Below are 26,551 nucleotides of genomic sequence, written 5' to 3' on the forward strand. Positions count from 1 at the left end.
TAAATAAGCCCAAGACACCGAGTTAGTTTTAACGAGATCGATTATTCGAGATTACCTCAGCAGGGGTTGCTATTTACCTCCGGCTGGCAGCGTTGGCTCTGGCCGGTCAAAGGTCCGGCAGATTGCCACCACCCCGGAGGAACGTTCGTGAAATCATTCGCTCGACCCGGCAAAACCAATCGCATCACCCCCGTACGACTCACCGCAGGCGCTCTCGTCGTCGTTGCAACCTCAGTTGCCCTTACCGCAGCGAATTCGTCCCCCATTCCGGAGCCGGCTAATACATCCAGCGCCACTTGGGAATCCAGCGCCTACCGCGGCACCGTCGAAGCGATTCCCGCCTCCACCCAAGACCAGGCTGAAACCCCGAAAACCATCGATGGCGTGGTGTTCGAGGACAGCAACCAAAACTCCAAGCATGACTCCAACGAACCGGGCAGGCCAGGGGTCACCGTCTCCAATGGACGAGAGGTGACCACCACAGACGGCCAGGGACGCTACGAGTTGCCGTCCTTCGAGAACATGACTATGTTCGTCACCCAACCACGCGGCTACCAGGTGCCGGTTGATGAACACAACGTCGCCCAGTTCTCCTACACCCACCTTCCGGAAGGTTCGCCGGAGTTGAAATACGGCGGAATCGAGCCCACCGGCCCGCTGCCGCAAGCCGTCAACTTCCCACTGACGCGCAGCTCCGCCACCCAATCCCCGGAGCAGAGCTGCCTCATCGGTGCGGACGTGCAGACCTATGATCAGGAAGAAGTTGAATTCGCCCGCAGCGGCGTCTTCACCGATCTGGCCGAACGCAACGATTACACCGGATGCGGGGCGCTGTTCATTGGCGACTTGGTCGGAGATGACCTGTCCTTGTTCGCGCAGACCCGCGAGCTGACCTCCATGCTCAACGGGCCAGCGCGCTTCCTTCCAGGCAACCACGACATGGACTTTGACGCCCTGGACGGCGAGCACGAATTCGACAGCTACCGCGCCCAGTTCGGCCCGGAGTACTACTCCTATGACGCCGGCAAGACGCACGTGGTCGCGCTGAGCACCATCGCGTACCCCACGAAAGTTCCCGCCAAGAAGAGCGACTACACCTATGACCTGGGCGAGCGGCAGCTTCAATGGCTGCGCGCGGATATCGCCAAGGTTCCCAAGAACAAGGCCATCGTGCTGGCCGGGCACAGCCCGCTGCTGGAATTCTTCTACAGCGATTCGCACACCACCAAGCAGGTCAAGGAAATCTACGAGATCCTTGAGGGCCGCGAAGTCGTGTCGCTGGGCGGGCACACGCACATGTCCGAGAACCTGCGTGCCGGGGATCTGTTGGACGGATGGCGTGACGAGGTTGGGGCGGAGGGACTGCCCTTCACCCACCTGACGGTCCCTGCGGTCTCCGGGCAGTGGTACGCGGGCCGAGTCACCGACAGCGGCTACCCCACTTCCATCCAGCGTGACGGCACCCCGCCGGGCGTGCTGACCCTCGATATCAAGAATGATGCCATTACCGAACGCTTCACCGTCACCGGCGGCGACGAGACCAAGCAGATGGCGCTGGGACTGAACACCCCGGCCTACCGCGAATGGTACGCACAAAATGTCGACCAGCCACGCGGCACGGTGGACCCACTTGAAAATCCGCTGTCCGTGAGCCAAGCCGAGCTCTCCGCAGAGACCTGGCTGACCACGAACTTCTGGATGGGCAGCACCGGATCGAGCGTGGAGGTCACCCTGGATGGCGAAGAAGCTTCGCTGGCCACCCGCACCCAGCAGATGGCGGGGGAACGACCACTGGTGGGCGCCGAATACTCCGATCCGGTGGCCATCGCCGAACAGTTCGTCCACGGTGGCGGGCTGGCCGAGAAGACTAACCACTTGTGGCGTCTTGAGCTGCCCACGGATTTGACGGTGGGAGCACACACCGCCACGGTCACCGCTACCGATGTCCACGGGCGCTCCTTCACCGAGGAGCTCTCCTTCGAGGTCACCGAGTAATCTGCAGCAGCTGCTGGTGGCGTCCGCATAATCCAATGCGGGCGCCACCTTCTTTGTGCCTTCGCCTGCCCCGCCGGTCCCGCCGGTCCCGCGCGGCCGACTCATTGGCTCAAAGCTGCGGCGCCAAAGCCCGCCCACGCATATGATGAAGGCATGCGCATTGCTATCTTGGACGACTACCAGAACGCGGCTCGCGACTTCGCGGATTTCGACGAGCTCGCGGCCGAGCTGAACGCCGAATTGACCGTCTTCAACGAGCACCTCGGCCACGAGGACAGCGCCGTCTGCGCGGCGCTGGAACCCTTTGATGCCATCGTGGCGATGCGCGAGCGCACACCCTTCAGCGAAGCCCGCTTCCAGCGGCTGCCCAACCTGAAGCTGCTGGTTTCCACCGGCCGGCGCAATGGATCGATCGACCTGGACGCTGCCGCGGCGCACGATGTGCTCGTTACCCATACCGGGTACGTTCCGACCGACGCCGTGGAACACACCTGGGCGCTGATTCTCGCCGCCGCCCGCCGGCTCGACGTGGAACTGTTCTCCACCGACTCGCCGCGCACCGAATCCGCGCCCTGGCAGTCGACCTTCGGCATCGGGCTGGCCGGGAAAACCCTGGGCGTGTATGGCTTAGGGAATCTCGGCTCGCGGGTGGCCAAGGTCGGACTGGCCTTTGGCATGCGCGTGATCGCCTACAGCCAGAACCTGACCAAGGCCCGGGCCACCGAAGTGGGCGTCGAGCTGGTCTCCGAGGCCGAGCTCTTCGCCACCAGCGACGTGCTCACCGTCCACTTGAAGCTCTCCGCGCGCAGCACCGGGGCCATCTCCGCCAAGCAGCTGTCCTGGATGAAGCCCGAAGCGATCTTGGTGAACACCTCGCGCAGCCGCATCGTGCAAACCCCGGCGCTGATCTCCGCCTTGGAAAACCAGCTGCTGCGGCTGGCGGCCGTGGACGTATTCGATGTGGAACCGTTGCCGGTGCTTGACCAGCTCACCCGCACGCGCGGGCTGATAGCCACCCCGCATATCGGCTACGTGACCGCCGAACAGTTCGAAATGTTCTACCGTGACTCGGTGGAGAACATCCGCGCCTGGGCTAAGGGTTCGCCGATCCGCGTGATGGGCGGCTAGCCACCGACCGCCGGGGCACGAAGTAGAAATGCAGGATCGCTACCACCGCGGCCCAGGCGGCCCCGATGAGCAGCCCCACCACCACGTCCGAGACCCAATGATGCCCGAGGTAGATGCGCGAGGCACCCATGGCGAGGATAAACAGCCCGGCCAGGGTCGCGATCAGATAGGCGTAGCGGCGCAGTCCGTAGACGATGGCCAGGTAACTGGCGATGCCGATCAGCGCCATCGCGTTCAGCGTATGCCCGCTGGGAAACGAGAACGATTCGGGCGGCGCAGGTCCGCCGGGGATCCCTTGCGGACGCGGCACCCGAAGATTCGCCTTCAGCAGCACCGTCAGCAGCACCGAGACCAGCGCCGTGAATGCGACCGCCGCCAACGGCCAAACGCTGCGCGTGAACCAGCACAGCAACCCGGTCAGCACCAGCATGATCAGCGTCATTCCCGGGGTGGAACCCCAGAAGTACAGCAGGTCGGCGAGGGATTGCCACGCGGGGACCTGATGCTCCAAGACCCAGCGGTATGCCGGCTCATCCAGGTCTTTGGCCCAGCCGCCCACATGCAGCGAGACCAGCACGCGGCGGGTGAAATAGAACATGGCAACCACGAGACCAAAGATGATCCACAGGATCTGCGTGCCGCGGGGCCGTTGACCTTGACGGAAGTACCAGGAAGATCTCATGACTTCCATCGTAGTGGCCAGCCGGGCGCACCGGCGATGCCGGCTCATGCGGAAGAATAGTCACATGACGATCAAGGTTTTAGCCATTGGCAAGAAGCACGAGTCCTGGGTGGAGGAGGGAATCTCCCGCTACGCAAAACGCCTGAAGAAGCCCTTCGATTTGTCCTGGCAGCTGCTCAACCATTCATCGCGCGAGAACGACGCGGCACGCACCGAGGAATCGGCACGGATCTTGGCGAAGATCTCCGCGGATGACTTCGTGGTGCTCTTGGACGAACGCGGCAAGAACGTGGACTCCCCCACGCTGGCGGACACGCTTCGTGCTCCGATCGATTCCTCGCGCAATGTCGTCATCATCATCGGCGGCGCCTACGGGGTGGACGCCTCGGTCCACCAGCGCGCGAACTTCGCCTGGTCGCTGTCCAAGCTGGTCTTCCCCCACCAACTGGTGCGGCTGATCCTCACCGAACAGCTCTACCGCGCCCAGGACATCCTCGCCGGAGGCAAATACCACCACGTGTAGACCGGTGCTAGCGCACAGGACCTAGAGTTGGTGCGCCCCCAGCTGGCGCAGTCCCTGGGGCAAAACCGGCAATAGAGATAGATTTTTCGAGGCGCAAAGACAGCAACCCGCCGGCCGGTGGCCGGCGGGTTGGCTCCCCTGGCTCGGCTAGCCGACCAGGTTCATGCACCACACGATCCATGGCAGCGCCACCATGTCGATCAGCACGGCGCCGGCCAGCGGGACGATCAGGAACGCCCGCTCGGAGCGGACGCCGAACTTGGAGTTGAAGGCATCCATATTGGCCAGCGCGTTGGGTGCGGCGCCCATGCCGTGGCCGATGAAGCCGGCGACCATGGTGGCCGCGTCGTAGTCCTTGCCGAGCATCCGGAAGACCACCAATACGGCGAACGCCAGAATGAACAGCACCTGCACCACCAGGATGAGAACCAGCGGGCCGGCCAGCGAGGCGAGCTCCCACATCTTCAGGCTCATCATCGCCAGGGTCAGGAAGAAACCGAGGGTGAACTTTGCGATCAGCTCGACCGCTTCGTCGCTGATCTTGAACCAGCCCAGCTTGTCATTGACGTTGCGGAAGATCACCGCAACGATCATCGCCCCCACGTACGCGGGCAGGGTCAGGCCGGTGATCTCCGAAAGCCAGCCGCCGAGCACCGTGCCGGCAACCATGAGCGCGGCAATGACCACCAAGACGGTCAGCAGCCGGTTGTATTGGAGTCCTTCGCCCTCGGCGTTGGCGTCCCCGGTCCGCCGGTCGGTGGCTACCGCAGCCGCGCCGTCCTTGCCTCCGGCCGCATTGGCGCCGGTCACCATGTTCTTGGCTACGGTCCCGGCAACTGCCATCTTGCCCAGCAGCCCGGCCTTCTCGGGGATCTGCACGTTATGCCGAGCCACCAGGAAGTTAGCGGTCATGCCGCCGAGCATGCTGCCGGCCACCAGGCCGAAGGTTGCCGAGGCAATCGCCACCGTGGTCGCACCCTCGAAACCCATGGCCTCGGCGGTCGGGCCGAAGGCCGCGGCGTTGCCGTGCCCGCCCTCGAGGCCTACCGCCCCGGCCATGATGCCGAGCATCGGCTCGATACCGACGGCTTTGGCCATCCCCATCCCGATCACGTTCTGCATGATCGCCAGGGACCAGCAGGCCACCAAGTAGATGAGCAGCAGCTTGCCGCCCCTTTTGATGGTGGCCAGCGAACCGGCCAGGCCGATGGTCGTGAAGAACGCGACCATGGCAGGAGTCTGCAACGTGGTGTCGAGCTGGATCTGCGCGACGTCGGTCTGACGCAGCGCCAGCACCAGAAGCGCGAACAAGAAGCCGCCCACCACGGGGGCCGGGATGCAGAAGCGCTGCAGGAAGCCAATCCTGCGCCGGGCCCATTCGCCACCGGCCAGCAAGATCATCGCCAGGGCCGAAGTCTGCACCAGGTCAAGTTGTATATCCATATAGCTTTTACCCTTTGCTCATGATGAGGTCGTGGACCAGGCGGGCACCGGTGCGGGCGGTGCGCTGGTCGATGTCGAAGTCGGGATTCAATTCGGCGATGTCTGCGTGAAGCAGCTTGCCGCTGGCCGCTGCCGCCAGCACGATGGCACGCACCACCTCCAGGCCAATGCCGTAGCCGGCCGGCGCGCTCACCCCCGGCGCCACCGACGCGGGCAAGGCGTCCAGATCGATGGTCAGGTACAGGTGATCCACCGAGCTGGCGAAGCCGGCAACAAATTCCCGCACCGCATCGAGATTGCCCAGGTGGCATTCGGTGTCGAGCAGCACCTGCACGCCGAGGTCCTGCGCACGGTCGAAGAGCAGCTTGGTGTTGGACGCCTCGGAAATGCCCACCGCTGCGTAGCGGAATGGACGGCCCGCGGCCGCCTCGGCCGCGGCGATCTGCGCAAACCCGGTGCCCGAGGTAGCCGCCTGCGCGACGCGCAAATCGAAGTGCGCGTCGATATTCAGGCAGCCCAGGCTCCACGGACCGGCGGCACCCAGCGCTTTGGCGATGCCTGCATAAGAGGCGAAGGTGATCTCGTGTCCGCCGCCCAGCCCCACGGTGAATTGGCCGTCGCGCAACAGGCCGGCTAGCGCATTCGCGAATTCTTCCTGGCCCGCTTCTAGCTCTTGGCCTTCAACCATCACGTCACCGGCGTCGAAGAGGTTGGCCGGCTCCTGAAGAGCGATGGAAGACAACGCCGCGCGCAGCGCCGCGGGGCCGGTCTTGGCCCCGGTGCGGCCCTTGTTGCGGCGCACGCCCTCGTCGCTGGCGAAGCCCAGCAGCGTGGCACCGGCTCCCGCGCCTGGCCGCCACGGCTTGATGGTGTTGTGCCAGCGTGCGTTCTGCACCCCGGGACCGTCATCGCGCCCGGACCAGGGTCCGGCTTCATTCAAGGTCATCTCGTTCCTTCGCTCAGCTTGGCCGCGGGGTCGCGGATACGTTCGGTCAGTTCGGCTTTACGGAGCTGCCTCTTTCACTCGGTTCGGCCCTTGCGCTTGATCAGCAGCAAATTCTCGGCCAGAGAAAATTCTAGGGAACTAATTCGAACTGCCAATTTGCCTGCCTGCTGCCGGGGCTGGAAGCAGGACGCCAGTTAAAGTGCCGAAACATGGGGTCAGAAGGGTGATGGGCACTACAAGGTGGAGCGATTCAGCTCTCATTCCGGGCACTCGATTGTGCCAAGAATCACCGATTTTTGGCCGGAATCGGTGGTCGGCAACGCGAAAAACCGACCAAAGCTCACCCTACCGCATTCTTTAACGTTCAAATATTCGATTGGATTCGACCGCTCGAAGCGGCTCGACGCGAGCCTCACATTCGATGGCCAGAGCCAAAACGAGTTGGCGCAGCAAGCCGCATTTGCGACTGGGGGTCAGGTCAACCGCCGGGCCGGGCAGCAGAGGACGGCAGAGCGAATAGCGCCCCTAGCAGCAGCGCAATTCAGTTCGGCTTTGGATGCCGCAAGGCCTCGCTTAGTCGGTTCGCACCCCTAAGATCGAAGATATGAGTGAGATTCTTTCCCGGTTCTGGCGAGACCCTCGCAGCCTTCCTCTGGGCGCTGGACCGGCTCCAGCGGCACGACAGCTCTTTTCGCGAGCTGTCCAGGGCGGTTTGCCTGAGGACTAATGCTGTACTTACGGCAGTCAAGGCAAAAGCCCGGAGCACCATGAGCATAGGTGTTCCAGGCTTTTGTTCAGTGGTGGGGAAGATATTTTTACCCTAAGTCGTTTATAGGTATTCCCAAATAATGCCGCCGGCACAGCTGATCGCACCCAACACGCCAAGGCGACGAATGACGAACTTTGCAGCGTTTTTAGGAGTAGCTAGTTCTTGAAGGAACAGCTCAAAAGTTGCAGCACCATGCGAGCCAACACCCAGACAGGCGGTGATTATTCGCTTGACTTCAGGATGAAGCCAACCGGCTGGTTGGGCAATTGTGGAAGAAACAAGGTTTTGAGTATTGGAATAGGCAGGAGCGACTTCCTCAATGATCGTGCCTTTAGCGCTCAGGGTTGCGATCCGTCCAGAATCGAAATAACGCATAGCTTTGACATTTACTCCGAAAGCCGGTTCGCCCGCGGCGATCCGCGACTTGTTGATAACCACGAGTGTTGCCGTATCAAATTCTTCCGTGATTCCGGGACCTAGATTATCGCCGAGCTTGCTAGCTTTCGGGGCCTCAATATTTGTCGTAGGGCAATCTTCGAACCGGTTTGAAGTCAGATCGAGCGCCACCGCCTTGGGCTGCCCGACAGCGACTGAAGGTACGGTAGGGCTTTCAGCCGCAAGAGCACTGCTTGGTGCTGCTACTAGAAGAGTTCCTACGAGAACCCCCGAGCAAAGCATCACAACGCGCTTTTAAACATCGACACACATTCTCCAAAATATAAACAAAAGGACGTTGCCTTATCTATTTACTGCTCGTCTTCGTTTCGCGTGGGCCCTTCTTTAGCACGCAGCAGTGAGCGTTCAGATACCACGGTAGAAAACAAGAGCAGTCCCGATGCAAACATGCCGGGGATATATTTGGTGAAGTCTTTTGGTTGCACGTCTGCGAGCAACCATGACGTTACAAAAAAGACAGCTATCGCCAGAACTAGGGAAACTGAAAAGTAGATTACCCGTTTTTTCTTGTTTGCACCCTGCCAGATGGGCAATGTTCCATCATCTGCGTCATCCTTGGTTAGTCCAAAAAATTTCAGCATTTTCCTCCTGCGTTGCCTGTAGCCTAAACCGAGGGGTACCGTGCCCTCGAAGGGAAAGCTCACCGAACAGAAGACCTGCTTACTCCTGACGATTTGCTATATTGAGCATAGTCAATGCCGAAATACTTGTAAATCATACTTAAGTAGGGGTGTCGAAATTTTCAGAACGAACCGGACACCACAGAGATAAGTTGAGCCTAGAGACGGTGCTGAGTTGCTTAGCATCATCGGTAAACGAGAGATAAATGCCTGCCCTACTGATTCAGGACGTGGCGCCACGTCCTGAAGTGGAACCGAAGTTTCTTCGGTCCTGCTTTGTTACTTCTCCCAACAGCGAAGAAACGCAACCTAATTTGTCGAAGCTGAGCATGTGCGTCACGCTATGGGGCAGACAGAGCGAATAGCGCCCCTGGCAGCAGCGCAATTCAGTTCGGCTTTGGATGCCGCCAGGCCTCGCTTGGTCGGTTCGCACCCCTAAGATCGAAGATATGAGTGAGATTCTTTCCCGGTTCGGTGCCGCGACCCGCCAGTGGTTCACTGACGTGTTCACCGAGCCAACCGCGGCCCAGCAAGGCGCCTGGGATTCAATCTCCAGCGGGCACCATACGCTGGTGATCGCTCCCACCGGTTCGGGCAAAACCCTCGCAGCCTTCCTCTGGGCGCTGGACCGGCTCCATCAGGCCGAGATTCCCAAGCCCGCCCTTCCGGGTCTCGAGCCGGAGAAGTCCCAAGGCTCGGGCAGCGGCACCAAGGTGCTCTACATTTCCCCGCTGAAGGCGCTGGGCGTGGACGTCGAACGAAACCTGCGCTCCCCACTAGCCGGAATCCGCGCCACGGCCCATCAGCTTGGGATCTCCCAGCCCTCGGTTTCGGTGGGCGTGCGCTCGGGAGACACTCCCCCCAATGTGCGCCGTCAGCTACTGAAGAACCCGCCGGATATCCTGATCACCACGCCCGAATCCCTGTACCTCATGTTGACCAGCCAGGCGAGGCAAACCCTGGCCACGGTGCACACCATCATCATCGATGAGGTCCACGCCATCGCCAGTTCCAAACGCGGCACCCATCTGGCGTTGTCCCTTGAACGCCTCGATGCCCTGCTGCCCACCCCAGCCCAACGCATTGGGTTGTCGGCCACCGTGGAACCTGCCGAAGAGGTAGCCCGCTTCCTGGCCGGTTCGGCCCCGGCAAATATTGTGCGTCCCATTTCCACCAAAAAATGGGAACTGGCGGTGCGGGTCCCGGTAGAGGATATGACCGATCTGCCCTCGGCGGCGGGCGCCCACGATTTGGGCCCCGGTTCTTCGCCAACGGCCGGCGCAAGCATCTGGCCGCATGTGGAAAACCAGCTGGTGGACCTGGTCTTGGCAAACCACTCGACGATCATCTTCGCCAACTCGCGTCGGCTGGCCGAAAGGCTCACCGGGCGGCTGAACGAAATCTACGCCGAACGCGAAGGCTTCGCCGCCGAGAATACCGCAAGCTCCAGCCCGGCGGCGATGATGGCCCAAGCCGGATCCAGCGCGCCCAGCGACCCGCAGGCACCGCTTTTGGCCCGGGCGCACCATGGTTCGGTCTCCAAGGATTCCCGCGCCCAAATCGAAGAGGATTTGAAGCTCGGCCGCCTGCGCGCGGTCGTCGCCACCAGCTCCTTGGAACTCGGTATCGATATGGGACTCGTTGACCTGGTCATCCAGGTGGAGTCCCCCAATTCGGTGTCTTCCGGGCTGCAGCGGGTAGGCCGCGCAGGGCACCAGGTCGGTTCGGTGTCCAAAGGCATTTTCTTCCCGAAGCACCGCGCGGACCTGCTCTCCACCGCCTTGGTGGTCACGCGGATGCGAGCGGGCGCCATCGAGAAAATGGTCATCCCCGCCAACCCGCTGGATGTGCTCGCCCAGCAAACCCTGGCAGCGGTGGCGATGGACGAGCTGAGCGTCGAGGCCTGGTTCGATACCGTCCGCCGGGCGGCTCCCTACCAGAAGCTTCCGCGCAGCGTATACCTGGCGACCTTGGATATGCTCTCGGGCAAGTACCCCTCCGATGAGTTCGCCACGCTCAAGCCCAGGCTCATCTGGGACCGCGACGCCGGTACCCTCACCGCCCGCCCCGGTGCGCAACGGCTTGCGGTAATTTCGGGCGGAACCATCCCGGACCGGGGCCTATTCGGGGTATTTCTCGCAGGGTCCGAGGATGACAAGGCGCCCAAACGCGTGGGCGAGCTCGACGAGGAAATGGTCTACGAGTCCCGCGTCGGGGATGTCTTTGCGCTCGGCGCCACCAGCTGGCGCATCGAGAACATCACCCATGACCGGGTGCTGGTGACCCCCGCCTTCGGGCAGCCGGGCAAATTGCCTTTCTGGCACGGAGACGGGCTGGGACGCCCCGTTGAGCTCGGCGCCGAATTGGGAAAATTCACTACCGGGCTGCTTGCCGAGGAAGGCGGCAGCGCCGCGGCCCGGCTAGAGTCCGGCGGACTGGATCCCTACGCCGCGCAGAACTTGCTGAACTACCTGGGCGAGCAGCGCCGTGCCACCGGCCAGGTACCGAACCACCAGAACTTCGTTATCGAAAGATTCCACGACGAGCTCGGCGACTGGCGGGTGATCCTGCATTCTCCCTTCGGGCTTTCGGTCCATGCCCCGTGGGCCTTGGCCATCGGCGCCCGGGTGCGCGAACGCTGGGGGTTGGATGCCTCCGCGATGGCCGCGGACGACGGGATCGTGCTGCGCATCCCCGCGATGGACGACGAACCTCCAGGAGCCGAGCTCTTTGCCTTCGAAGCGGATGAAATCGTCGACGTGGTCACCTCGCAGGTAGCCAACTCGGCGCTGTTCGCCGCCCGGTTCCGCGAGTGCGCCGCCCGTGCGCTGCTGCTGCCGCGGATCAACCCGACCAAGCGCACCCCGCTGTGGCAGCAGCGCCAGCGGGCGAGCCAGCTGCTGGATGTCGCACGCAACTACCCGGACTTCCCGATTATCCTGGAGACCGTGCGCGAGTGCCTGAATGATGTTTATGACCTGCCGGCGCTGAGCGAAATCCTCTCCCAGGTCTCCTCGCGGGCCATCCGCCTGGTTGAAGTGCAGACTCAGCTTCCTTCCCCGTTCGCGCAATCCTTGCTCTTTGGCTATGTGGCCCAATTCCTCTATGAGTCGGATGCTCCGTTGGCCGAGCGCCGGGCCGCGGCGCTGAGCCTGGACCCGGTGCTGCTTGGCGAATTGCTTGGCCGCAACGATGTGCGCGAGGTCCTCGACGCCCAAGTGATCGCGCAGCTCGGTGAGCAACTTCAGCATCTGGCGGCGAACCGCCGGTTCGCCGGCTTGGAGGGCGCCGCGGATCTGCTGCGTTTGCTCGGCCCGCTCACCGCGCCGGAACTTGCCCGGCGCCTGCGTCACCCGGAGCACGAAGCTGAACAACTCGACGAGCCGGCCGCGCGAGCGCACGCCGAGGCGCTGGTCGCGACCCGCCGCGCCTTCACCCTGCGCTTGGGTGGCGAGCTGAGCTATGCGGCAATCGAAGACGCCGCAAAGCTTCGCGACGCCTTGGGCACGCCCTTGCCCACCGGGATCCCGGCAGTGTTTCTGGAACCCGCAGCGCAACCGGTCGAAGACCTCGTCTCGCGCTACGCACGCACGCACACGCCATTCACCGCCACCGAGCTGGCGGCCACATTGGGCCTGGGAGTTGCCCTGCTGCGTCCGGTGCTGGACCGGCTGGTTGCCGCCGGACGGTTGTCGCTCGGCGCCTTCCGACCGCTGGAACTGGTCCCGGAAGGCATTTCCGGAGACGAGTTCAGCGACGTGTCGGTCCTGCGCACCATCCGCACCCGGTCCCTGGCGGCCTTGCGCGCCGAGGTGGAACCCGTCGACCAAGCCACCTACGCGCGGTTCCTGCCGGCCTGGCAACAGGTCGGTTCCCAGCTGTCGGGCAGCGACGGGCTCTACGAGGTGATCGGCCAGCTGGCCGGTTCCGAGCTGCCCGCCTCCGCCCTCGAATCCTTCATTCTCCCGGCCCGGCTGCGCGCTTACCAGAGCGCCTGGCTCGACGAACTGACCAGTTCCGGCGACGTGCTGATCTGCGGTGCAGGCGCCGCCGGCGGCAAGGATGGTTGGCTCTCCTTGCACACCACCGAGCATGCCGGACTGACCCTCTCCGGCGGAGACGCCAGCGCCCTGACCGCACTGGATCTCAAGGTACTCAATTCATTCCAAAGCACCGGCGCCTACTTCACCGAGGAGCTCGCCGCGCGCATCGGGTCGGAGGACGAGGCTCGGCCGACGACCCAGGAAGTCACCGACTCCTGCTGGAACCTGTTCTGGGCGGGGCTTATTTCGCCTGACACCCTCGCCCCGGTGCGCGGCTACCTTGCCGGCGGCAGCACCGCGCACAAGATCGCCAAACCGGCTCCGCGTGCCCGCGCCGCCCGGTTGAACAGGCTTTCCGGCCTGAACCGCTTGGCCCGCGAACAAGCCGGGCAGTCTGCCCGTTCCATTCGCGGCGGGGCCAGATGGTCCCTGCTTCCTGTCCCGGTCAGCGACCCGACTATCACCGCGCATGCTACCGCCGAGGTATTGCTCGAACGCTACGGGGTGCTCACCCGTGGCTCGGTCGCCGCCGAATCCGTCCCCGGAGGTTTCGGCCAGCTCTACCGGGTCCTGACCAAGTTGGAGGAAGCCGGCCACGCCCGTCGCGGCTACTTTGTTGAAAAGCTCGGCGCCGCCCAGTTCTCCACATCCAACACCATCGACCGGTTGCGCGGCTTCTCCTTGCCCGAGGACCCACGCCGCAAACCAGCCGCAACCGTGCTGGCCTCGACCGATCCTGCCAATCCCTACGGCGCGGCGCTGCCTTGGCCGGTCGGCGACACCGGGCACCGCCCGGGGCGCAAGGCAGGAGCCGTGGTCGGCCTGCTCGACGGATCGCTGAGCCTCTATCTTGAACGCGGTGGCCGCACGGTCCTGACCTTCGGGGAGCACACAGAAGAGGCCTGGCAGCTCCTCGCCACCGAATTGGTGGCGGTCTTGCGGGCCGCGAAGATCGACAAGATCGCCATCGCAACGGTTAATGGCCAGGCCGTCAGTTCCCACCCGTTGGCGGCACCGCTGCTCACGGCGGGATTCTATTCAACTCCGCAGGGCATCCGGTTCCGCCGGTAGTCGACAAAACGAAGGAGTCCCATGCCCGAAGGCGATTCGGTATACCGTGCCACCGCACGGCTGCACCAGGCATTGGCCGGCCAGCGGCTGATCCGCAGCGACTTCCGGGTGCCGCAGCTGGCCACCACCGATCTGGCGGGTTACACCGTTCACGAGGTTCGGCCGCGCGGCAAGCACCTGCTGATGCGCTTGAGCCCACCCGAAGGCAGCGGGCAGGTGCCGTTGACCTTGCATTCACATTTGCTGATGGATGGCCGGTGGGATCTCTACGCGCCGGCGGAACGCTGGAAGCGTCCGGCGCATACCGCCCGTGTAGCGCTGCATACCGCTCCCTGGACGGCCGTCGGGTTTGATATCGCCCAGCTCCAGCTGGTGCCCACCGCCGAGGAGCAGGGGCTGGTCGGCCACCTCGGACCGGACCTGCTTGGGGACAACTGGGATCCCGAGCTTGCCGCCCTGAACCTGCTCGCCGAGCCCGAGCGGGTCATCGAAGAGGCGCTGCTGGACCAACGCCTGCTGGCCGGAATCGGCAATATCTACCGTTGCGAGGTGCTGTTCCTCACCAGAGTTCATCCGCTGACCCCCGTGGGCGAGGTCGAGAACCTGCCCGCGGTCATCTCGATGTCCCACCGTCTCCTGCAGCTCAATAAGGACCGCGGCCGCCGTGTCACCACCGGGGATCCCCGCACCAGAGAACCGTTATGGGTCTACGGCCGCGCCGCGAGGCCTTGTCTGCGCTGCGGGACGAACGTGGCGGTATTCAAGCTTGCCGGGCAGAAAACCGGGATGGAACGAGACTGCTATTACTGCCCGAATTGCCAGGCAATGAAAGAATAGGTCCCATGGCAATGCTCTCCCCACTCCCGGTTCGTAATGGCGTCAACGCAACACGTTTGCGTGTGCCGAAGAACGGACCGTGGGAAACCGTGGCCGACTACTTGCTCGAACGCTTCGGCCATGTGGATCCGCAAGGGCTCATGCGCCGCTTCGAAGAGCAGGAAATCGTGGGCCTAGGCGGGGTGCCGCTTAGCGCCAGTACCACCCTGGGCGAGCACGAATTCATTTGGTACTACCGCTCCTTGCCGGTTGAGACACCGATCCCCTTCGAAGCAAAAATCCTGCATCAGGACGAGCACCTGATCGCCGTGGACAAACCGCACTTCTTGCCCTCCACACCGGGCGGCCGTTTCATTCAAGAATCCGCGCTGGTGCGCCTTCGCAACCAGACCGGAAACCCCGAGCTAGTTCCCATGCACCGCTTGGACCGCGCCACCGCAGGTGTCATCCTCTTCGCAGCGAACCCGCGGACCCGCGGCGCATATCAGATGCTTTTCGAGAATCGAAAGATCTCCAAGAAATACCAGGCGGTCGTCGCCCTGCAGCCGGGCGACGGCTTGGAAACCGGGCGAGTGCTCGAAGCCAATGGGGAACACCCCAATGTACGGAGCACCGAAGAATTACATGGCTTGCTGCAGCGCATGCCGCTGGTCTTCGAAAACCGGATGGCCAAGGTCAAAGGCCAGTTGCGTGCCACCGTCGAAGACGGGATTCCCAATGCCCAGACGCGGATCTCGCTCGGTTCCCTCGGCACCAGCAAGGGTCACCATGCCGGCCTGCCGGTCGCGCTGATGGAGCTGGACCCGCTCTCGGGTAAAACCCACCAGCTTCGGGTTCACCTTGCCTCGCTGGGGCTGGGCATCATCAACGACGCCTTCTACCCGCGGTTGTGGGATTTGGCACCAGATGATTATTCGCGCCCCCTGCAGCTGCTGGCGCACACGATTTCATTCACCGACCCGCTAAGCGGGCAGCCGCGCAGTTTCAGCTCGCGGCAACGCTTAATCGAGGCGCCTTAGCCTGCGGCTCTTCTAAAATCCGTTGGACTATCCTAGGCTGTTGCACACACCTGGCGGTTATTGATACCGCAGTCGAAGAAGTGCCTACCCAAGGACGGTACCCCGATGGCAGAGCCGCAGCCCACCGAGAATTTGCGTTCGCTAGTGGACTCGGCCCAGGAGGCGATCGCCGAGGCCTCGCAGAAGCAGAGCCTGCAATTGCCCTACGCCGCCCCGGATCGCCGCCCCAATCCTGCGGTGGAAAACTTCGACAAGGTCCGTGCAGCGCTCTTTGCCCTGGCCGGGGTCCTGCTGCTGGTCACCTCGCTGAACACCGCTTTGGATACCAGTTCCAGCACCCAGGGCGGCTTGCTCGATACCTCGCCGGTGCTCGCCTTCGTGTGGCCGGCCATAGCGATCACCATGATCGCCAGTGCAGGATACTCGGTACTGCCGCACCAGCTATCTTCACGCAGGCAGCGGGCCATCACCGTCTATGGGTTATCCGCCGTGGCGCTCATGGCCTGCGCGCTGACCTTCACCGCCGGGTTCCTCCTCTGGCCTGGCGCCCTGCTGGCCACCCTGGCTACCGGTTTCGGGCTGTACGGCATGTTCCAAATGAACAGGCACACCGCCCGCAATCACCTAGAACGTATCGCAACCGATTTGCCGGTCAGTTTTTTCACCGGCTTTTCGCTGACCTTCACCCTGCAGCTGTGGTTTTCCGCGGCCGGCTGGAACCGGCCGGAGCACTTGCTGGCGATCAGCATCGTCACCGTTCTAGCTACCCTCCTGGCCGCCGGATTCGCGCAGACCGAGCGCGGCCGCCACGCCTTGGCCACCGGTTACGGATTTGGCATGTTCGCCGCCGCCTATCAGGCCTGGCGGCAGGAGAGCGCGCCGCTGTGGTTCGCAGCATTGCTGGTTTTCATGGCAATAATCGTGTTCATCTGCGCCGAAAGCCGGCGGTTCCAGATCAGCCACGCCGAGCATCGCAACCAGCGGGGGTTGCGCGCCGAGGACTAGCGTGGAGCCATGCGGATGGCGCCGTCCAGTCGGATGGTTTCTCCGTTGAGCATTGGGTTAGAAACAATGTGCGCCACGAGGTCCGCATACTCTTCCGGCCGTCCCAGCCGTGAAGGGTGCGGTACCTGCGCGCCCAAGGAATCCTGGGCCGCTTGCGGCAGCGAGTCCATCATGGGTGTGTGGAAAATTCCCGGAGCGATGGTCATCACGCGGATCTGGTGCGCCGCAAGCTCGCGGGCCAACGGCAAGGTCATGGCGGCCACGGCTCCCTTGGATGCCGCATAGGCGGGCTGGCCGATCTGACCGTCAAAGGCTGCCACCGATGCGGTATTGATGATCACTCCCCGCTCGCTGGTGCCCTGCGCATCGAGCACGGCTTCGCTGTGCGCCATTGCTTCGGCGGCGAGACGCACCACGTTGAAGGTGCCGGTGACATTGATTTCGAGAACCTTGGCGAACTTCTCCAGCGGGAGCACTCCCTCGCGGCCGAGCACCTTGCCCGGAGTCGCCACGCCGGCACAGTTCACCACGACGCGCAGATGCCCCAACTCGGCAGCGCGTTGCACCGCAAGCGCCACATCTTCGGCCCGGGTGACATCCGCGGGGACGTAACGGACATTTGCAGAAATCTGGGCCGCAATTTCGTCTCCGTCTTCACGGGGAAGATCAAGCACCACCACGTGGGTGGCGCTCTGCGCGAGTTTGCTTGCCGTTGCTCGGCCCAGACCGGATAGCCCTCCGGTGACTAGCGCGACAGTATCCTGCAGTTCCATCGAATCCCCTTTTTTTGCGTTGTTGACTTGGGATTTAGCCTAACGGCCACGGGAAGATTTGAGAAGAGTTCGCATTTGGGAACGGCAAAACCCCCACAGATTTTTATCTGCGAGGGTTTTGCACGGTGCCGGATTAGTGCATGGCAGAAGTACTCTCGGATTCTGCCTCCACGAGTTCTTTTTTGCCACCCATCAGGAAACCGATGATGAGGATGCCGATGGAGCAGGCGGCTCCCACGAGGAAGCCCGGGGCGAAGCCCTCGACGGCTGCGACTAATTCGTCGGTTCCCTCGGCAAGCTTCGAAGCGGTCGTGGCGGCAACTACGCCAACCACCAGAGCGGTGCCCAGTGCGCCGCCGAGCTGCTGCAAGGTGGAGAGCAGGGCAGAACCGTGCGAGTGCAAGTGATGCGGCAAGGGGTTCAACGCGGTGGTGAACGCAGGGGTGAAGATCAATGCCAGGCCCAGGCTCATCGCCAGATGCAACAGGACCAAAAGCCAGATCGGCGTCGTTGAATCCAGAATCATTGCATAGGCGAGCATCACCGCGGTGAGCACCAAGGCACCGGGAACGACCAATGGCCGCGGGCCTACCTTGTCATACAGTCGCCCGACGAACGGGGCCAAGATACCCATAAGCAGGCCACCGGGCAGCATGATCAGGCCCGTAGTCAGTGTCTCCATGCCGAGCACATTGGTGAAGAACATCGGCAGCAAGATGATCACGCCGAACAGCGCCACCATCGCGAACATCATCAGCACCAGCGACAGGGTGAAGTCGCGGTAGGTCAGCGGTCGCAGATCCAGCAGCGCCTTGTCTTCACGTTGCAGACGGCTCTGCAAGACGGTGAACGCCACCAAGCAGAGCAACGCGACGAAGAGGATCCCGAGGTTCAGCGGCGACGCACCGGCTGCCGAGAGGCGGCTGAGGCCGTAGACCAAACCACCGAAGCCGGGCACCGCCAGCAGGATCGAGACGAAGGACAGCGGGGTCTTGGCCTGACCCGCCTCGTTGCCTAGGCGTGGAGTGCCGATGACTAGGGCCAGGATCGCAATCGGAATGATCACGATAAACATGAAGCGCCACGAGAGGTACTGCAGAATCAATCCCGAGAGCGTCGGGCCGATGGCAGGAGCCACCGAGATCACGATAGATACGTTGCCCATGAGCACGCCGCGACGCGATGGAGGGACCAGATCGAGAATCGTGGTCATCAGCAATGGCATCATCACCGCGGTACCGCAGGCTTGAATGACGCGGGCCACCAGCAGCACTCCAAAGCCGGGGGCCACCGCCGCCAGCGTGGTGCCGAGGGCAAACATGCCCATGGCCAGCAGAAAGACGTTGCGGGTGCTCATCTTCTGCAGGAGGAAACCGGTCATTGGAATGACGACGGCCATGGTGAGCATAAAGATCGTAGCCAGCCATTGAATAGCATCGGCGGTGACGTTGAATTCGACCATGAGTACGGGCAACGCCACGTTCATGATGGTCTCATTGAGGATTACCACGAAGCTGGATACGATCAGCACCGTAATCGTGGTGAAGTTCTTTTTGCTCAAGCGCTCTGGGGCGTTCGTCAAGGCTGGACACTGCTTCCGAGAGAAGTTCGAGGAGAAAAATACCGCCAAAATAAGGTGAAACGGTTCAACTAATCCTACAGTTCGGCCTTTTAATGCACCAGAGCGGAAAGTTCGGATCGGCAGTGAATTGCGCAACACAGCGGGAAGTTCACCACGGTCGAGCAAATATGTATGAAGATGGTTCTATGAACGTGCGTACGCCCGACCCTTATCCAGGCTGGCTCAACGAGGAGGACCTCTACGAAGCCCGCCAACGCCTCCCCATGCTCTACGTCGAGGCCATCCCGGTGCGCCTCGATCCGCTTGGCTACGTCAACGAGGTGGGCTTGCTGCTCACCGGCGACGAGACCGGGCACATGCTGCGCACCTTTGTCTCCGGCCGAGTCATGTACCGCGAGACCATTCGTGCCGCCCTGATCCGCCACATTGAAAAGGATCTGGGCACCATGGTGCTCCCCCAGCTCCCGGCGTCTCCGGTCCCCTTCACCGTCGCCGAATACTTCCCATCTCCCAGCGAGACCGGGCTGACCGACGATCGCCAGCATGCCGTGGCCATGTGCTATATCGTTCCAGTGCGTGGTGAATCGACCCCGCGTCAAGACGCGCTCGAACTGACCTGGCTATCGCCAGCGGAAGCACTGAGCGAAGACATTCAGGGTGCGTTTGCCGGGGGCCGCGGGAATATTCTCCGTCAGGCATTAGCTCATGTCGGAATCAATATTTAGCCAGGTTGCTATCCGTTTGACTCGGTGATTCCCAGTCGCCGCCGGATTTGGTTTCCAAACCAGCTGCCGAGCACGACACCCAGGATGCCCACCGCGGAACCAATGATCGTTTCGACCACACGGTCGTACATCACCGCGGTGGACAGCCCGGTGATCAGGGTGGTGCCCACCAGGGCCAACGGAGTGATGAAAACCTGCGCGAGGAAATAATTGCGCATCACCAGCATCTCGGCCAAGAACTGGAACAGCCCGATGAAGGCAACTAGTATCCACATGGCCGGGTTGATTAGGATCAACACCGCGATGAGCAGCATGCCGGCCAAGGTGCCAAGTACACGGTGCACGCCACGGCGCACGCGCAACGCGGTGGTGTGTCCGGCGAGCGGAACCACGGCCGCCACCATGGCCCAATAGTTGTGCCCCGCTTCGACCTGGCTGCCAACGATATTCGCCAGGGCACCGGCCACACCAGCGGTCAGCACATAGAACAGGCCTTCCCACCAGATAGCCTTGCGCACGTTATCGGACAACGGCGGCACCGGGGTGCGTTTCCACAGGCTTGACCACTGGCCGAGGGCGCCGCTGGCCCCGATGAACAGCGCCAGCAGGATCGTCGCCGCCGCGGCGAACATCGCTTCGCCAAAGGGTGCGGGCTTGGCGATCGAGGCAATCGCCGCGAAGGCGAAGATATGGAACAGCGAACCGCCCGGACGCAACCGCAGATACCCGGTGACTACCGAGCAGACGCCGGCGACAAGGGTTGTCGCCCCCACCACCTGCCAGGCCTTGAGTTCCGGATTGTCATGGTCGATCCAGAAGGTCGAAGCCAGCAGCGCCAACCCGATCACCACGAAGAACAACAGCCCGGACCGGGTCTGCATGCGCAAGCGGTTCCAGTAGCCATCCACGCGCCCGTAGACGCCGGTAAAGGCGCCGAAGACCACGAACACCATCAGGTCCAACCGGTCGATCAGGAGCAAGAAGATCAGCGGCGCGAAGACGCCAACGGCAGTACGTAGTCCGATCCAGTGGTCTTTCCGAGCAGGTCCGAGGGTTATCAACGATCGCGCGGATTCCTTGAGATTCTGGAGATTCACTGGATCCTTTCGTCGCATTCGCCACAGTGCAGTTACTTGCATTATTCGCCTTTAACCAAGTCGACCGCTAGGTTTTGGCTCACTTTCGGGTTGTCGTTTTCCTCACCCGGCTACACATACGGCACACTTGGTACGTGTCCGAGAAGAACTTTAACCCCAGCAACCCGCATTCCCGCCAAGCCGAATTCGGTTTCGAGGTAGGCACGCGCCTCACTTCCCCCGAAGGCTCGGAGATGTTGGGCCGCACCGGCGTCATCAACACCCCGCACGGGCAAATCAAAACTCCTGCTTTTATCGCGGTGGGCACCAAAGCCACCGTCAAGGCACTCACCCCGGTTCAGGTAGCGGAGCTTGGCGCCCAAGCGGTACTAGCCAACGCCTACCACCTCTACCTGCAGCCAGGTGCCGACATCCTCGATGAGGCTGGCGGCCTCGGCAAGTTCATGAGCTGGCAAGGCCCGACCTTCACCGACTCCGGTGGCTTCCAGGTCATGAGCCTCGGCTCGGGCTTCAAGAAGGTCATCGACATGAAGTCGGTGGATCAGTCCGGTCCGGACGACGCGGTAGCCCCAGGCAAGGAACGCCTGGCAAATGTCGACGACGACGGCGTCTGGTTCAAATCCCATCTCGACGGCAGCAAGCACCGCTTCTCGCCGGAAATTTCGATGAATGTGCAGCACCAGATCGGTGCAGACATCATGTTCGCCTTCGACGAGCTGACCACCTTGCAGAACTCGCGCGGCTACCAGGTTGAGTCCTTGGAACGCACCCGCTTGTGGGCCCAGCGCTGCATCGCCGAGCACTTCGCACTGACCGATTCACGTGCGGGCAAGGATTACCAGGCCTTGTTCGGCGTCATTCAGGGCGCCCAGTATGAAGACCTTCGGCGCAAGGCCTGCCAGGACCTTGGCGCGATGGCCTTCGACGGTTTCGGCATCGGCGGCGCCTTGGAAAAAGAGAACCTTGGCACCATCGTCGGCTGGTGCTCCGAGGAACTGCCCGAAAACAAGCCACGGCACCTGCTGGGGATTTCCGAGCCGGACGATATCTTCACCGCCATCGAGAACGGCGCCGATACCTTCGACTGCGTCTCCCCCACCCGGGTGGCCCGCAATTCCGCGTTCTACACCCCGCACGGACGCTTCAACCTCTCGGGGGCCCGCTACAAGCGCGATTTCACCCCGCTGGTCGATGGCTGCTCGTGCTATACCTGCCAGAACTTCACCCGTGCCTACATCCACCACCTGCACAAGTCGAAGGAGCTGCTCAGCCACACGCTCATTTCGATCCACAACGAGCACTTCACCGTATCTCTGGTGGACTCGGTCCGTGAAGCCATCGAGGATGGCAGCTTCTTTGCGCTGAAGGAAAAGGTCCTGGGCGAGTACTACAAAGGCGAACCCGACCCGCAGGGCCTGCGCGGCTAACGGCGCGGAGCATTAAAAACGGCGGCGGGTTGCCCACCACGGTTCAGGCCGAGCACGGGTAGCCCGCCATCGCGCTGTCCTCGGCGGCTAGCTGATCGTTGCGGTTTGCTGTTCGCCGGCGCGGCGCAGGGCAAGATAGCCGGGGTATGCGCATAGCGTGCTCAGCGCCCACACTCCCCACGGCACCGGCGACCCCGGCGCCAGAAGCAAGAAGAATATCGGCAGCCCCGAGGCCAACGCCTGCAGGAAATGACCAAATTCCTTGAGCGCCAACGCACCGGTGTGCAGCTCGTTGGCTGATCCGAGGATCAAGGATTCCCAGTCGCGTTCCCCGCGCGTGGCCCGGCCCCACATCGCTGCCGTGATGCCACAGGCAGCCACCAACAGCCCGGCGCACCAAGGCCAAAGATTCGCGCTCGGGATCATTCCCAGCGCGGCCGGCAACGCCGAACAGATGAGCAGCCCACCGAACGCCAAACCCAAGGTGAACCCCAGGGCGGGGCGTACCAGCCGGCTCCGCGGCAATCCCAGCAGCTGGGCTAGACCCGGTTGGCTGGCCAGTGGCCGGTTCATTTGGGAGAGGTTCTCCGTCAGCAGGCATAGTGCAAGCACCAGGAATCCGGTCAGCGCAAGCGGGTTGGCGATGCCGCGGACTCCCAGCGTCAAGGCCAGGGCCGTGAGGACCAGTCTCAGCGGTCCATTCCAATGCCTGCCTCGCAGGTAGCGCAGCACCAAGATCTGAAGCACCACCGGCAACCTGCGCAGCGTACTGTGGGCCAATCTGGTCCGTGCGTTGCGCCCCGCGTTCGGCACCGGCAGGACTCCTCCCAGGTCCATCTGGATCATCGATCCGACCAGCTGGTTCTGTACCTGCCCGGCCTGCCGCATGGAATTCGCGTCCAAGCGCTCGATCCGGCTGAACGCCAACCATGTGGCGGCCGCTGCGAGCACTAGCAACCCGGAGCAGGCAACGGCCCAGAGGCTCGGTTCAAAGACCAGCTCTCCGAGCCGCCCGTAGGCTCCCTGAAGCCAGCGGTTCCCGAACAGCAGCAGGCTCCAGGAAATACTCAGTCCCAGCAAGAGCAGTGACCAGAGCGTCTGGCACACCCGGAGCGCGGCTCTTTGCCGGGCGCCGATTTGCGCGAGCGCGGCCAAGGCACCCAAGAGCGCCCCGGATGCTGCGGCGGCAACAATTCCCAGCAGCAGCACTTCTGCGGTGAATCCTCCGGACAGCGCAAAGAGGCACACAAACCACAGGACTCCGACGAAGATATTCGCCAGTGCACCAAGCGCGATGGCGCTGCCGAGAGCACGCTGCCTGACGGCGCTGAGCTTGATGGGCAGCGGCAGCCACCAGCTGGCCTTGTCCGGGGAAAGCCCGCATGGGCCGAGGTAGAGCAGCCCACGAAATACACAGAGCAATAGTGCCGGAATCAGTACGATCGCCAGATCCTGCAGGTTCCAGACCGCGCTTGGCAGATCCAGCGCCGCTATGCCACCGCCCTGCAGGGCAAAGATCACCCCGGAGAGCACGCTGAAGAGATAGACGAGGGCAATGACCGCCAACAGCACCCAGATATAAGCATCGGAGAATGCCTCGAATCGCGCGGAACGATCCCGTCGCTTGCGCATCCGGGTGATCATTTCCCGTGGGTCGTAGCCGCCTAGTTCGTCGGCTTGCTTGCTAGCGCTCAAGCCACAGCGCCCCGGACTGCGCGTCCACCGTTCGCACCTGGCCGCCGTGCAGCATCAGCGCACTTTCGAGGCAGTCGCGGATCATCAACGGATCGTGGGTGACCGCAAGGATGCTCACGGATTGCTCGCGCAGCTGGGCCAGCCTGCGATACAGCCGGACCCTGATCCGTTGGTCGAGGCGCTGCTCGGGTTCGTCGAGGATCAACAGTCTTGCCGGGCGGACCAGCGCCGCGGCTAGGAGCAATTTGCGCCGCTGCCCGGAAGATAACTCCCGGGGCTGCTGCTTGGCAACCTGTTGCAGCTCGAAAAACTCAAGTTCTCGGGTGACCGCGTCATTCCAGTCTTGCACCCCATGGCCTCGCGCCACCATTTCAAGGTGTTCTGCCACCGTGAGTTCTTCAAAGAATACGCCGTCGCTCACCTGGACCGCGACGTCCTTGCGGAAGCGTGCCGAGCCTTCGTCGAGGGCTGCACCATGAAAGCTGACCGTACCGGAGATCGCCGGCTGCAAGCCCAGCACCGTGCGGATCAAGCTGGATTTCCCGCTGCCATTCGCGCCAATGATTCCCAGACCGGCACCGGGCGTCAACGACAGATTGATCGGTTCGCAAAGGGCCTGACCGGCGTAGCCGATTTCCAAGTGCTCGACTGCCAGTTGCACGTTCCCTATGCTCATCTCTCAACAGTATCTAGTGGCCTGCCTCCGGGGCATCGTCCAAACTGCTGATGGGATTCGTGTCTTACCGTGCGGCAAGCAGCGCCGCATAGCTAGGTTCGCGCTTCTTGAACCAGCGGATCACCAGCGAGGTGATTGGCACGAAGATGATCTCCACCGCCGTCTTGTAAACGAACCCGACCACGACATAGTTGATGAAATTCGGCATATCGGTGATTCCGATAACCGGAGCCGCAATGGCGCAGAAGATCAGCGTGTCCAGGAATTCACCAACACCGCTGGAGCCGATCAACCGTCCGATGAGCCCGCGTTCCCCGAATCGCTGCTTCATCCGCACCAGCACCCACGAGTTGGCCAGTTGCCCCACCAGGAAGCCCAAGCCCGAGGCAACCACGATCTGCCAGATCGGCCCCAAGGTGCGTTCGAGGGCTTCTTGGCCGTCGTAGAATTCTGCCGACGGCAGCTGGATCATAATCCAGAAGGCGAACACCGCGAAGAAGGCCAGGGCGAAGGTGATGAGAATCGATCGGCGAGCGGCCTTGAGGCCATAGACCTCTGAAATCACATCGCCCATGATGTAGGCCAATGGGAAAAGGAAAAACCCGCCATCGGTGATGAATGGGCCGATGGCCACGCCCTTCGACGCACCAATATTGGAGAGTATGACGACCGCTCCCATCAGCGCGAGCACTGCGGAGAAGTATGGAGATCCGGCGGCGGCAAAAATTGCTTTTGAAGGCCGCGCGGCTACTGATTTGGCGTTAGTTTCGCCCATGAAAATGTTCCTCGTTAAAAGTGGTTCGCCAAGACTCCGCGTGGACCGACACCCAGATACCAGCAACTCTTCGCTGATCTGTGGTTATGTGGCGGAGCGCTGTCCCGCTGTATTAGCACTTGCCTTGCCAGTATCCCACGGAGCCATCACAAACTCACCGTGACCTGCTTCACGGCAACCGGAGTTTGATATCCATGAAATTTTCAATCAGCTATCTCACTTTGCGTTCTTCAAAATATGAATTTGAGGAACCAAAAATGGCAGTGACTCGCTCCGCACGCTTCAGCGTAATCAGAGTTGATTTTTGAACGCGTTCAATATTTGGATACACTTGACCCGTATGGAAATTATTCGCGAGCTAACGCAGCTCAAAGAACCGCGTACCGGCAAGGGCCAGCAGACCAAGGCCAAACTGCTTCGCACAGCTCTGGCGGCTTTCGCCGAAGACGGCTACCAAGCGGCGAGCATGCGCGCCATCGCCGCCCGGGCCGGGGTTTCCCTGTCGCACGCCTACTATTACTTCCATTCCAAAGAAGACATCGTCCTCGAATTGCTCCTATCCTTGCGGGCGGAGCAATACGCGCTATGCAATGGCCAACTCGACGACGGCAACACCTTGGAAGCGAATATCCATACGGTCTTCAACGCAAATCTGCAGGTGATGGAGAAGTACCACGATTTCGGGCCGGCATTCTTGAAGGTCCTGCTCTCGCGCGATCCCGAAAACAGCGAACTGGCTCAGCTTGAGATGTCGCTGTGGGAACGCGCGGTCGCTGGCGCGCGGCCACTTCCCCCGCTAGGTATTCGGCGTGAGCTGCCAAGGTTCCTCTGGCTGCTGTCCAGACAGGTATTCTCCGCTTGGGCCTACGACAGTTCACCCGATCAGCGACGTTCGCGAGCGCTGATGCGCAACGTCGCTCCCGTCGTCGGCAAGTTTGCAATCCTCTGCCGCCTGCCGGTGGTGCGTTCCCTTTTCGAAGATGTACTCGCCCTGATGGATTCCAGCGGTGACCAAAATGCGGAACGTGGCAGTACCGCCACCGGAACAAGCCGCCAGGCGAACATCACCAAGGCAAAGGCCTCGTAGCAGCTGGCCTTGGTGTAATTTGGGCGGTTGCCGCCCCTTCCTCCATGGAAGCGCTCGATCCGCTGGGTCCGTGGCATCGCGGGGCGCAGGTTCCGCTTCATGGTTCCGTGCTCGTCGCCTTTAAGGCGTAAAGTCGAAGTACCGACCTAATTACTTCCGAGATGCTTAGGAGCGAAT

Annotated in this window: 21 protein-coding genes; 10 read left to right on the forward strand and 11 right to left on the reverse strand. The window is 62.2% G+C overall.

What is annotated here, in order from left to right:
* Window positions 1-147: 147 nt before the first annotated feature.
* Window positions 148-1,995 carry a calcineurin-like phosphoesterase family protein gene (locus tag CQ019_RS11200; protein WP_105569715.1) on the forward strand — a complete coding sequence of 616 codons (1,848 nt, stop codon included), beginning with the start codon at window positions 148-150 and terminating at the stop codon, window positions 1,993-1,995.
* Between the two features lie 153 nt (window positions 1,996-2,148).
* Window positions 2,149-3,123 carry a D-2-hydroxyacid dehydrogenase family protein gene (locus CQ019_RS11205; RefSeq protein ID WP_105569716.1) on the forward strand — a complete coding sequence of 325 codons (975 nt, stop codon included), beginning with the start codon at window positions 2,149-2,151 and terminating at the stop codon, window positions 3,121-3,123.
* Here CQ019_RS11205 and CQ019_RS11210 read toward each other — a convergent pair.
* Window positions 3,089-3,805 (reverse strand): phosphatase PAP2 family protein, encoded by a 717-nt coding sequence (locus tag CQ019_RS11210; protein ID WP_181148432.1) that lies wholly within the window; start codon window positions 3,803-3,805, stop codon window positions 3,089-3,091. The genes CQ019_RS11205 and CQ019_RS11210 overlap by 35 nt on opposite strands.
* Before the next feature lie 64 nt (window positions 3,806-3,869).
* Here CQ019_RS11210 and CQ019_RS11215 point away from each other — a divergent pair, with 64 nt between their 5' ends.
* The gene (locus CQ019_RS11215; RefSeq protein WP_105553456.1) at window positions 3,870-4,328 is read left to right on the forward strand and encodes a 23S rRNA (pseudouridine(1915)-N(3))-methyltransferase RlmH; all 459 of its coding nucleotides are present in this window, start codon (window positions 3,870-3,872) and stop codon (window positions 4,326-4,328) included.
* A gap of 147 nt (window positions 4,329-4,475) precedes the next feature.
* Here CQ019_RS11215 and CQ019_RS11220 read toward each other — a convergent pair whose 3' ends face one another.
* The 4 genes from CQ019_RS11220 to CQ019_RS11235 form a co-directional block, all read right to left on the reverse strand.
* Complete coding sequence (locus CQ019_RS11220) at window positions 4,476-5,771, reverse strand: sodium/glutamate symporter (RefSeq protein ID WP_105553457.1); 1,296 nt, start codon at window positions 5,769-5,771, stop codon at window positions 4,476-4,478.
* A 7-nt stretch (window positions 5,772-5,778) separates the two neighbouring features.
* The gene (hutG, locus tag CQ019_RS11225; RefSeq protein ID WP_105569718.1) at window positions 5,779-6,717 is read right to left on the reverse strand and encodes a formimidoylglutamase; all 939 of its coding nucleotides are present in this window, start codon (window positions 6,715-6,717) and stop codon (window positions 5,779-5,781) included.
* Window positions 6,718-7,546: 829 nt separating this feature from the next.
* Window positions 7,547-8,053 (reverse strand): hypothetical protein, encoded by a 507-nt coding sequence (locus CQ019_RS11230; RefSeq protein WP_105569719.1) that lies wholly within the window; start codon window positions 8,051-8,053, stop codon window positions 7,547-7,549.
* A gap of 179 nt (window positions 8,054-8,232) precedes the next feature.
* The gene (locus CQ019_RS11235) at window positions 8,233-8,523 is read right to left on the reverse strand and encodes a hypothetical protein (protein ID WP_105553460.1); all 291 of its coding nucleotides are present in this window, start codon (window positions 8,521-8,523) and stop codon (window positions 8,233-8,235) included.
* Window positions 8,524-9,011: 488 nt separating this feature from the next.
* Here CQ019_RS11235 and CQ019_RS11240 point away from each other — a divergent pair, with 488 nt between their 5' ends.
* The 4 genes from CQ019_RS11240 to CQ019_RS11255 all read left to right on the forward strand — a co-directional run bounded on the left by CQ019_RS11240 (window position 9,012) and on the right by CQ019_RS11255 (window position 16,537).
* Entirely contained in the window at window positions 9,012-13,676 is a 4,665-nt protein-coding gene (locus CQ019_RS11240; RefSeq protein ID WP_105569720.1) for an ATP-dependent helicase, read from the forward strand.
* Between the two features lie 21 nt (window positions 13,677-13,697).
* On the forward strand, window positions 13,698-14,513 hold the full coding sequence (locus CQ019_RS11245) for a DNA-formamidopyrimidine glycosylase family protein (RefSeq protein WP_105569721.1): 816 nt from the start codon (window positions 13,698-13,700) through the stop codon (window positions 14,511-14,513).
* A gap of 11 nt (window positions 14,514-14,524) precedes the next feature.
* Complete coding sequence (locus CQ019_RS11250) at window positions 14,525-15,532, forward strand: pseudouridine synthase (protein WP_105553667.1); 1,008 nt, start codon at window positions 14,525-14,527, stop codon at window positions 15,530-15,532.
* 105 nt (window positions 15,533-15,637) lie between these two features.
* Entirely contained in the window at window positions 15,638-16,537 is a 900-nt protein-coding gene (locus CQ019_RS11255; RefSeq protein WP_105553463.1) for a hypothetical protein, read from the forward strand.
* Here the strand turns inward: CQ019_RS11255 and CQ019_RS11260 are convergent.
* A complete protein-coding gene (locus CQ019_RS11260; RefSeq protein ID WP_105553464.1) occupies window positions 16,534-17,310 on the reverse strand; it encodes an SDR family NAD(P)-dependent oxidoreductase in 777 nt (258 codons plus the stop codon). The two genes, CQ019_RS11255 and CQ019_RS11260, sit on opposite strands and share 4 nt — an antisense overlap.
* A 133-nt stretch (window positions 17,311-17,443) precedes the next feature.
* Window positions 17,444-18,892 carry an MDR family MFS transporter gene (locus CQ019_RS11265; RefSeq protein ID WP_105569843.1) on the reverse strand — a complete coding sequence of 483 codons (1,449 nt, stop codon included), beginning with the start codon at window positions 18,890-18,892 and terminating at the stop codon, window positions 17,444-17,446.
* A gap of 185 nt (window positions 18,893-19,077) precedes the next feature.
* On the opposite strand from CQ019_RS11265, the gene CQ019_RS11270 reads away from it, so the two are divergent.
* The gene (locus CQ019_RS11270) at window positions 19,078-19,617 is read left to right on the forward strand and encodes an NUDIX hydrolase family protein (RefSeq protein ID WP_096285505.1); all 540 of its coding nucleotides are present in this window, start codon (window positions 19,078-19,080) and stop codon (window positions 19,615-19,617) included.
* A gap of 8 nt (window positions 19,618-19,625) precedes the next feature.
* Here CQ019_RS11270 and CQ019_RS11275 read toward each other — a convergent pair whose 3' ends face one another.
* The gene (locus tag CQ019_RS11275) at window positions 19,626-20,714 is read right to left on the reverse strand and encodes an FUSC family protein (protein WP_258133564.1); all 1,089 of its coding nucleotides are present in this window, start codon (window positions 20,712-20,714) and stop codon (window positions 19,626-19,628) included.
* Between the two features lie 134 nt (window positions 20,715-20,848).
* On the opposite strand from CQ019_RS11275, the gene tgt reads away from it, so the two are divergent.
* Window positions 20,849-22,141 carry a tRNA guanosine(34) transglycosylase Tgt gene (gene tgt, locus CQ019_RS11280; RefSeq protein WP_181148434.1) on the forward strand — a complete coding sequence of 431 codons (1,293 nt, stop codon included), beginning with the start codon at window positions 20,849-20,851 and terminating at the stop codon, window positions 22,139-22,141.
* Window positions 22,142-22,228: 87 nt separating this feature from the next.
* Here tgt and CQ019_RS11285 read toward each other — a convergent pair whose 3' ends face one another.
* From CQ019_RS11285 to CQ019_RS11295, 3 genes are all read right to left on the reverse strand, one after another.
* Window positions 22,229-23,836 (reverse strand): DUF6297 family protein, encoded by a 1,608-nt coding sequence (locus CQ019_RS11285; protein ID WP_105569722.1) that lies wholly within the window; start codon window positions 23,834-23,836, stop codon window positions 22,229-22,231.
* Window positions 23,826-24,512 (reverse strand): ABC transporter ATP-binding protein, encoded by a 687-nt coding sequence (locus CQ019_RS11290; protein ID WP_105553468.1) that lies wholly within the window; start codon window positions 24,510-24,512, stop codon window positions 23,826-23,828. Before CQ019_RS11290 ends, CQ019_RS11285 begins: the two co-directional genes overlap by 11 nt.
* A 64-nt stretch (window positions 24,513-24,576) precedes the next feature.
* On the reverse strand, window positions 24,577-25,287 hold the full coding sequence (locus CQ019_RS11295; protein ID WP_105553469.1) for a queuosine precursor transporter: 711 nt from the start codon (window positions 25,285-25,287) through the stop codon (window positions 24,577-24,579).
* Window positions 25,288-25,627: 340 nt separating this feature from the next.
* On the opposite strand from CQ019_RS11295, the gene CQ019_RS11300 reads away from it, so the two are divergent.
* Entirely contained in the window at window positions 25,628-26,374 is a 747-nt protein-coding gene (locus tag CQ019_RS11300) for a TetR/AcrR family transcriptional regulator (RefSeq protein ID WP_105569723.1), read from the forward strand.
* Window positions 26,375-26,551 lie beyond the last annotated feature (177 nt).

The organism is Arthrobacter sp. MYb229, assembly GCF_002975405.1.
Taxonomy (GTDB): Bacteria; Actinomycetota; Actinomycetes; order Actinomycetales; family Micrococcaceae; genus Glutamicibacter.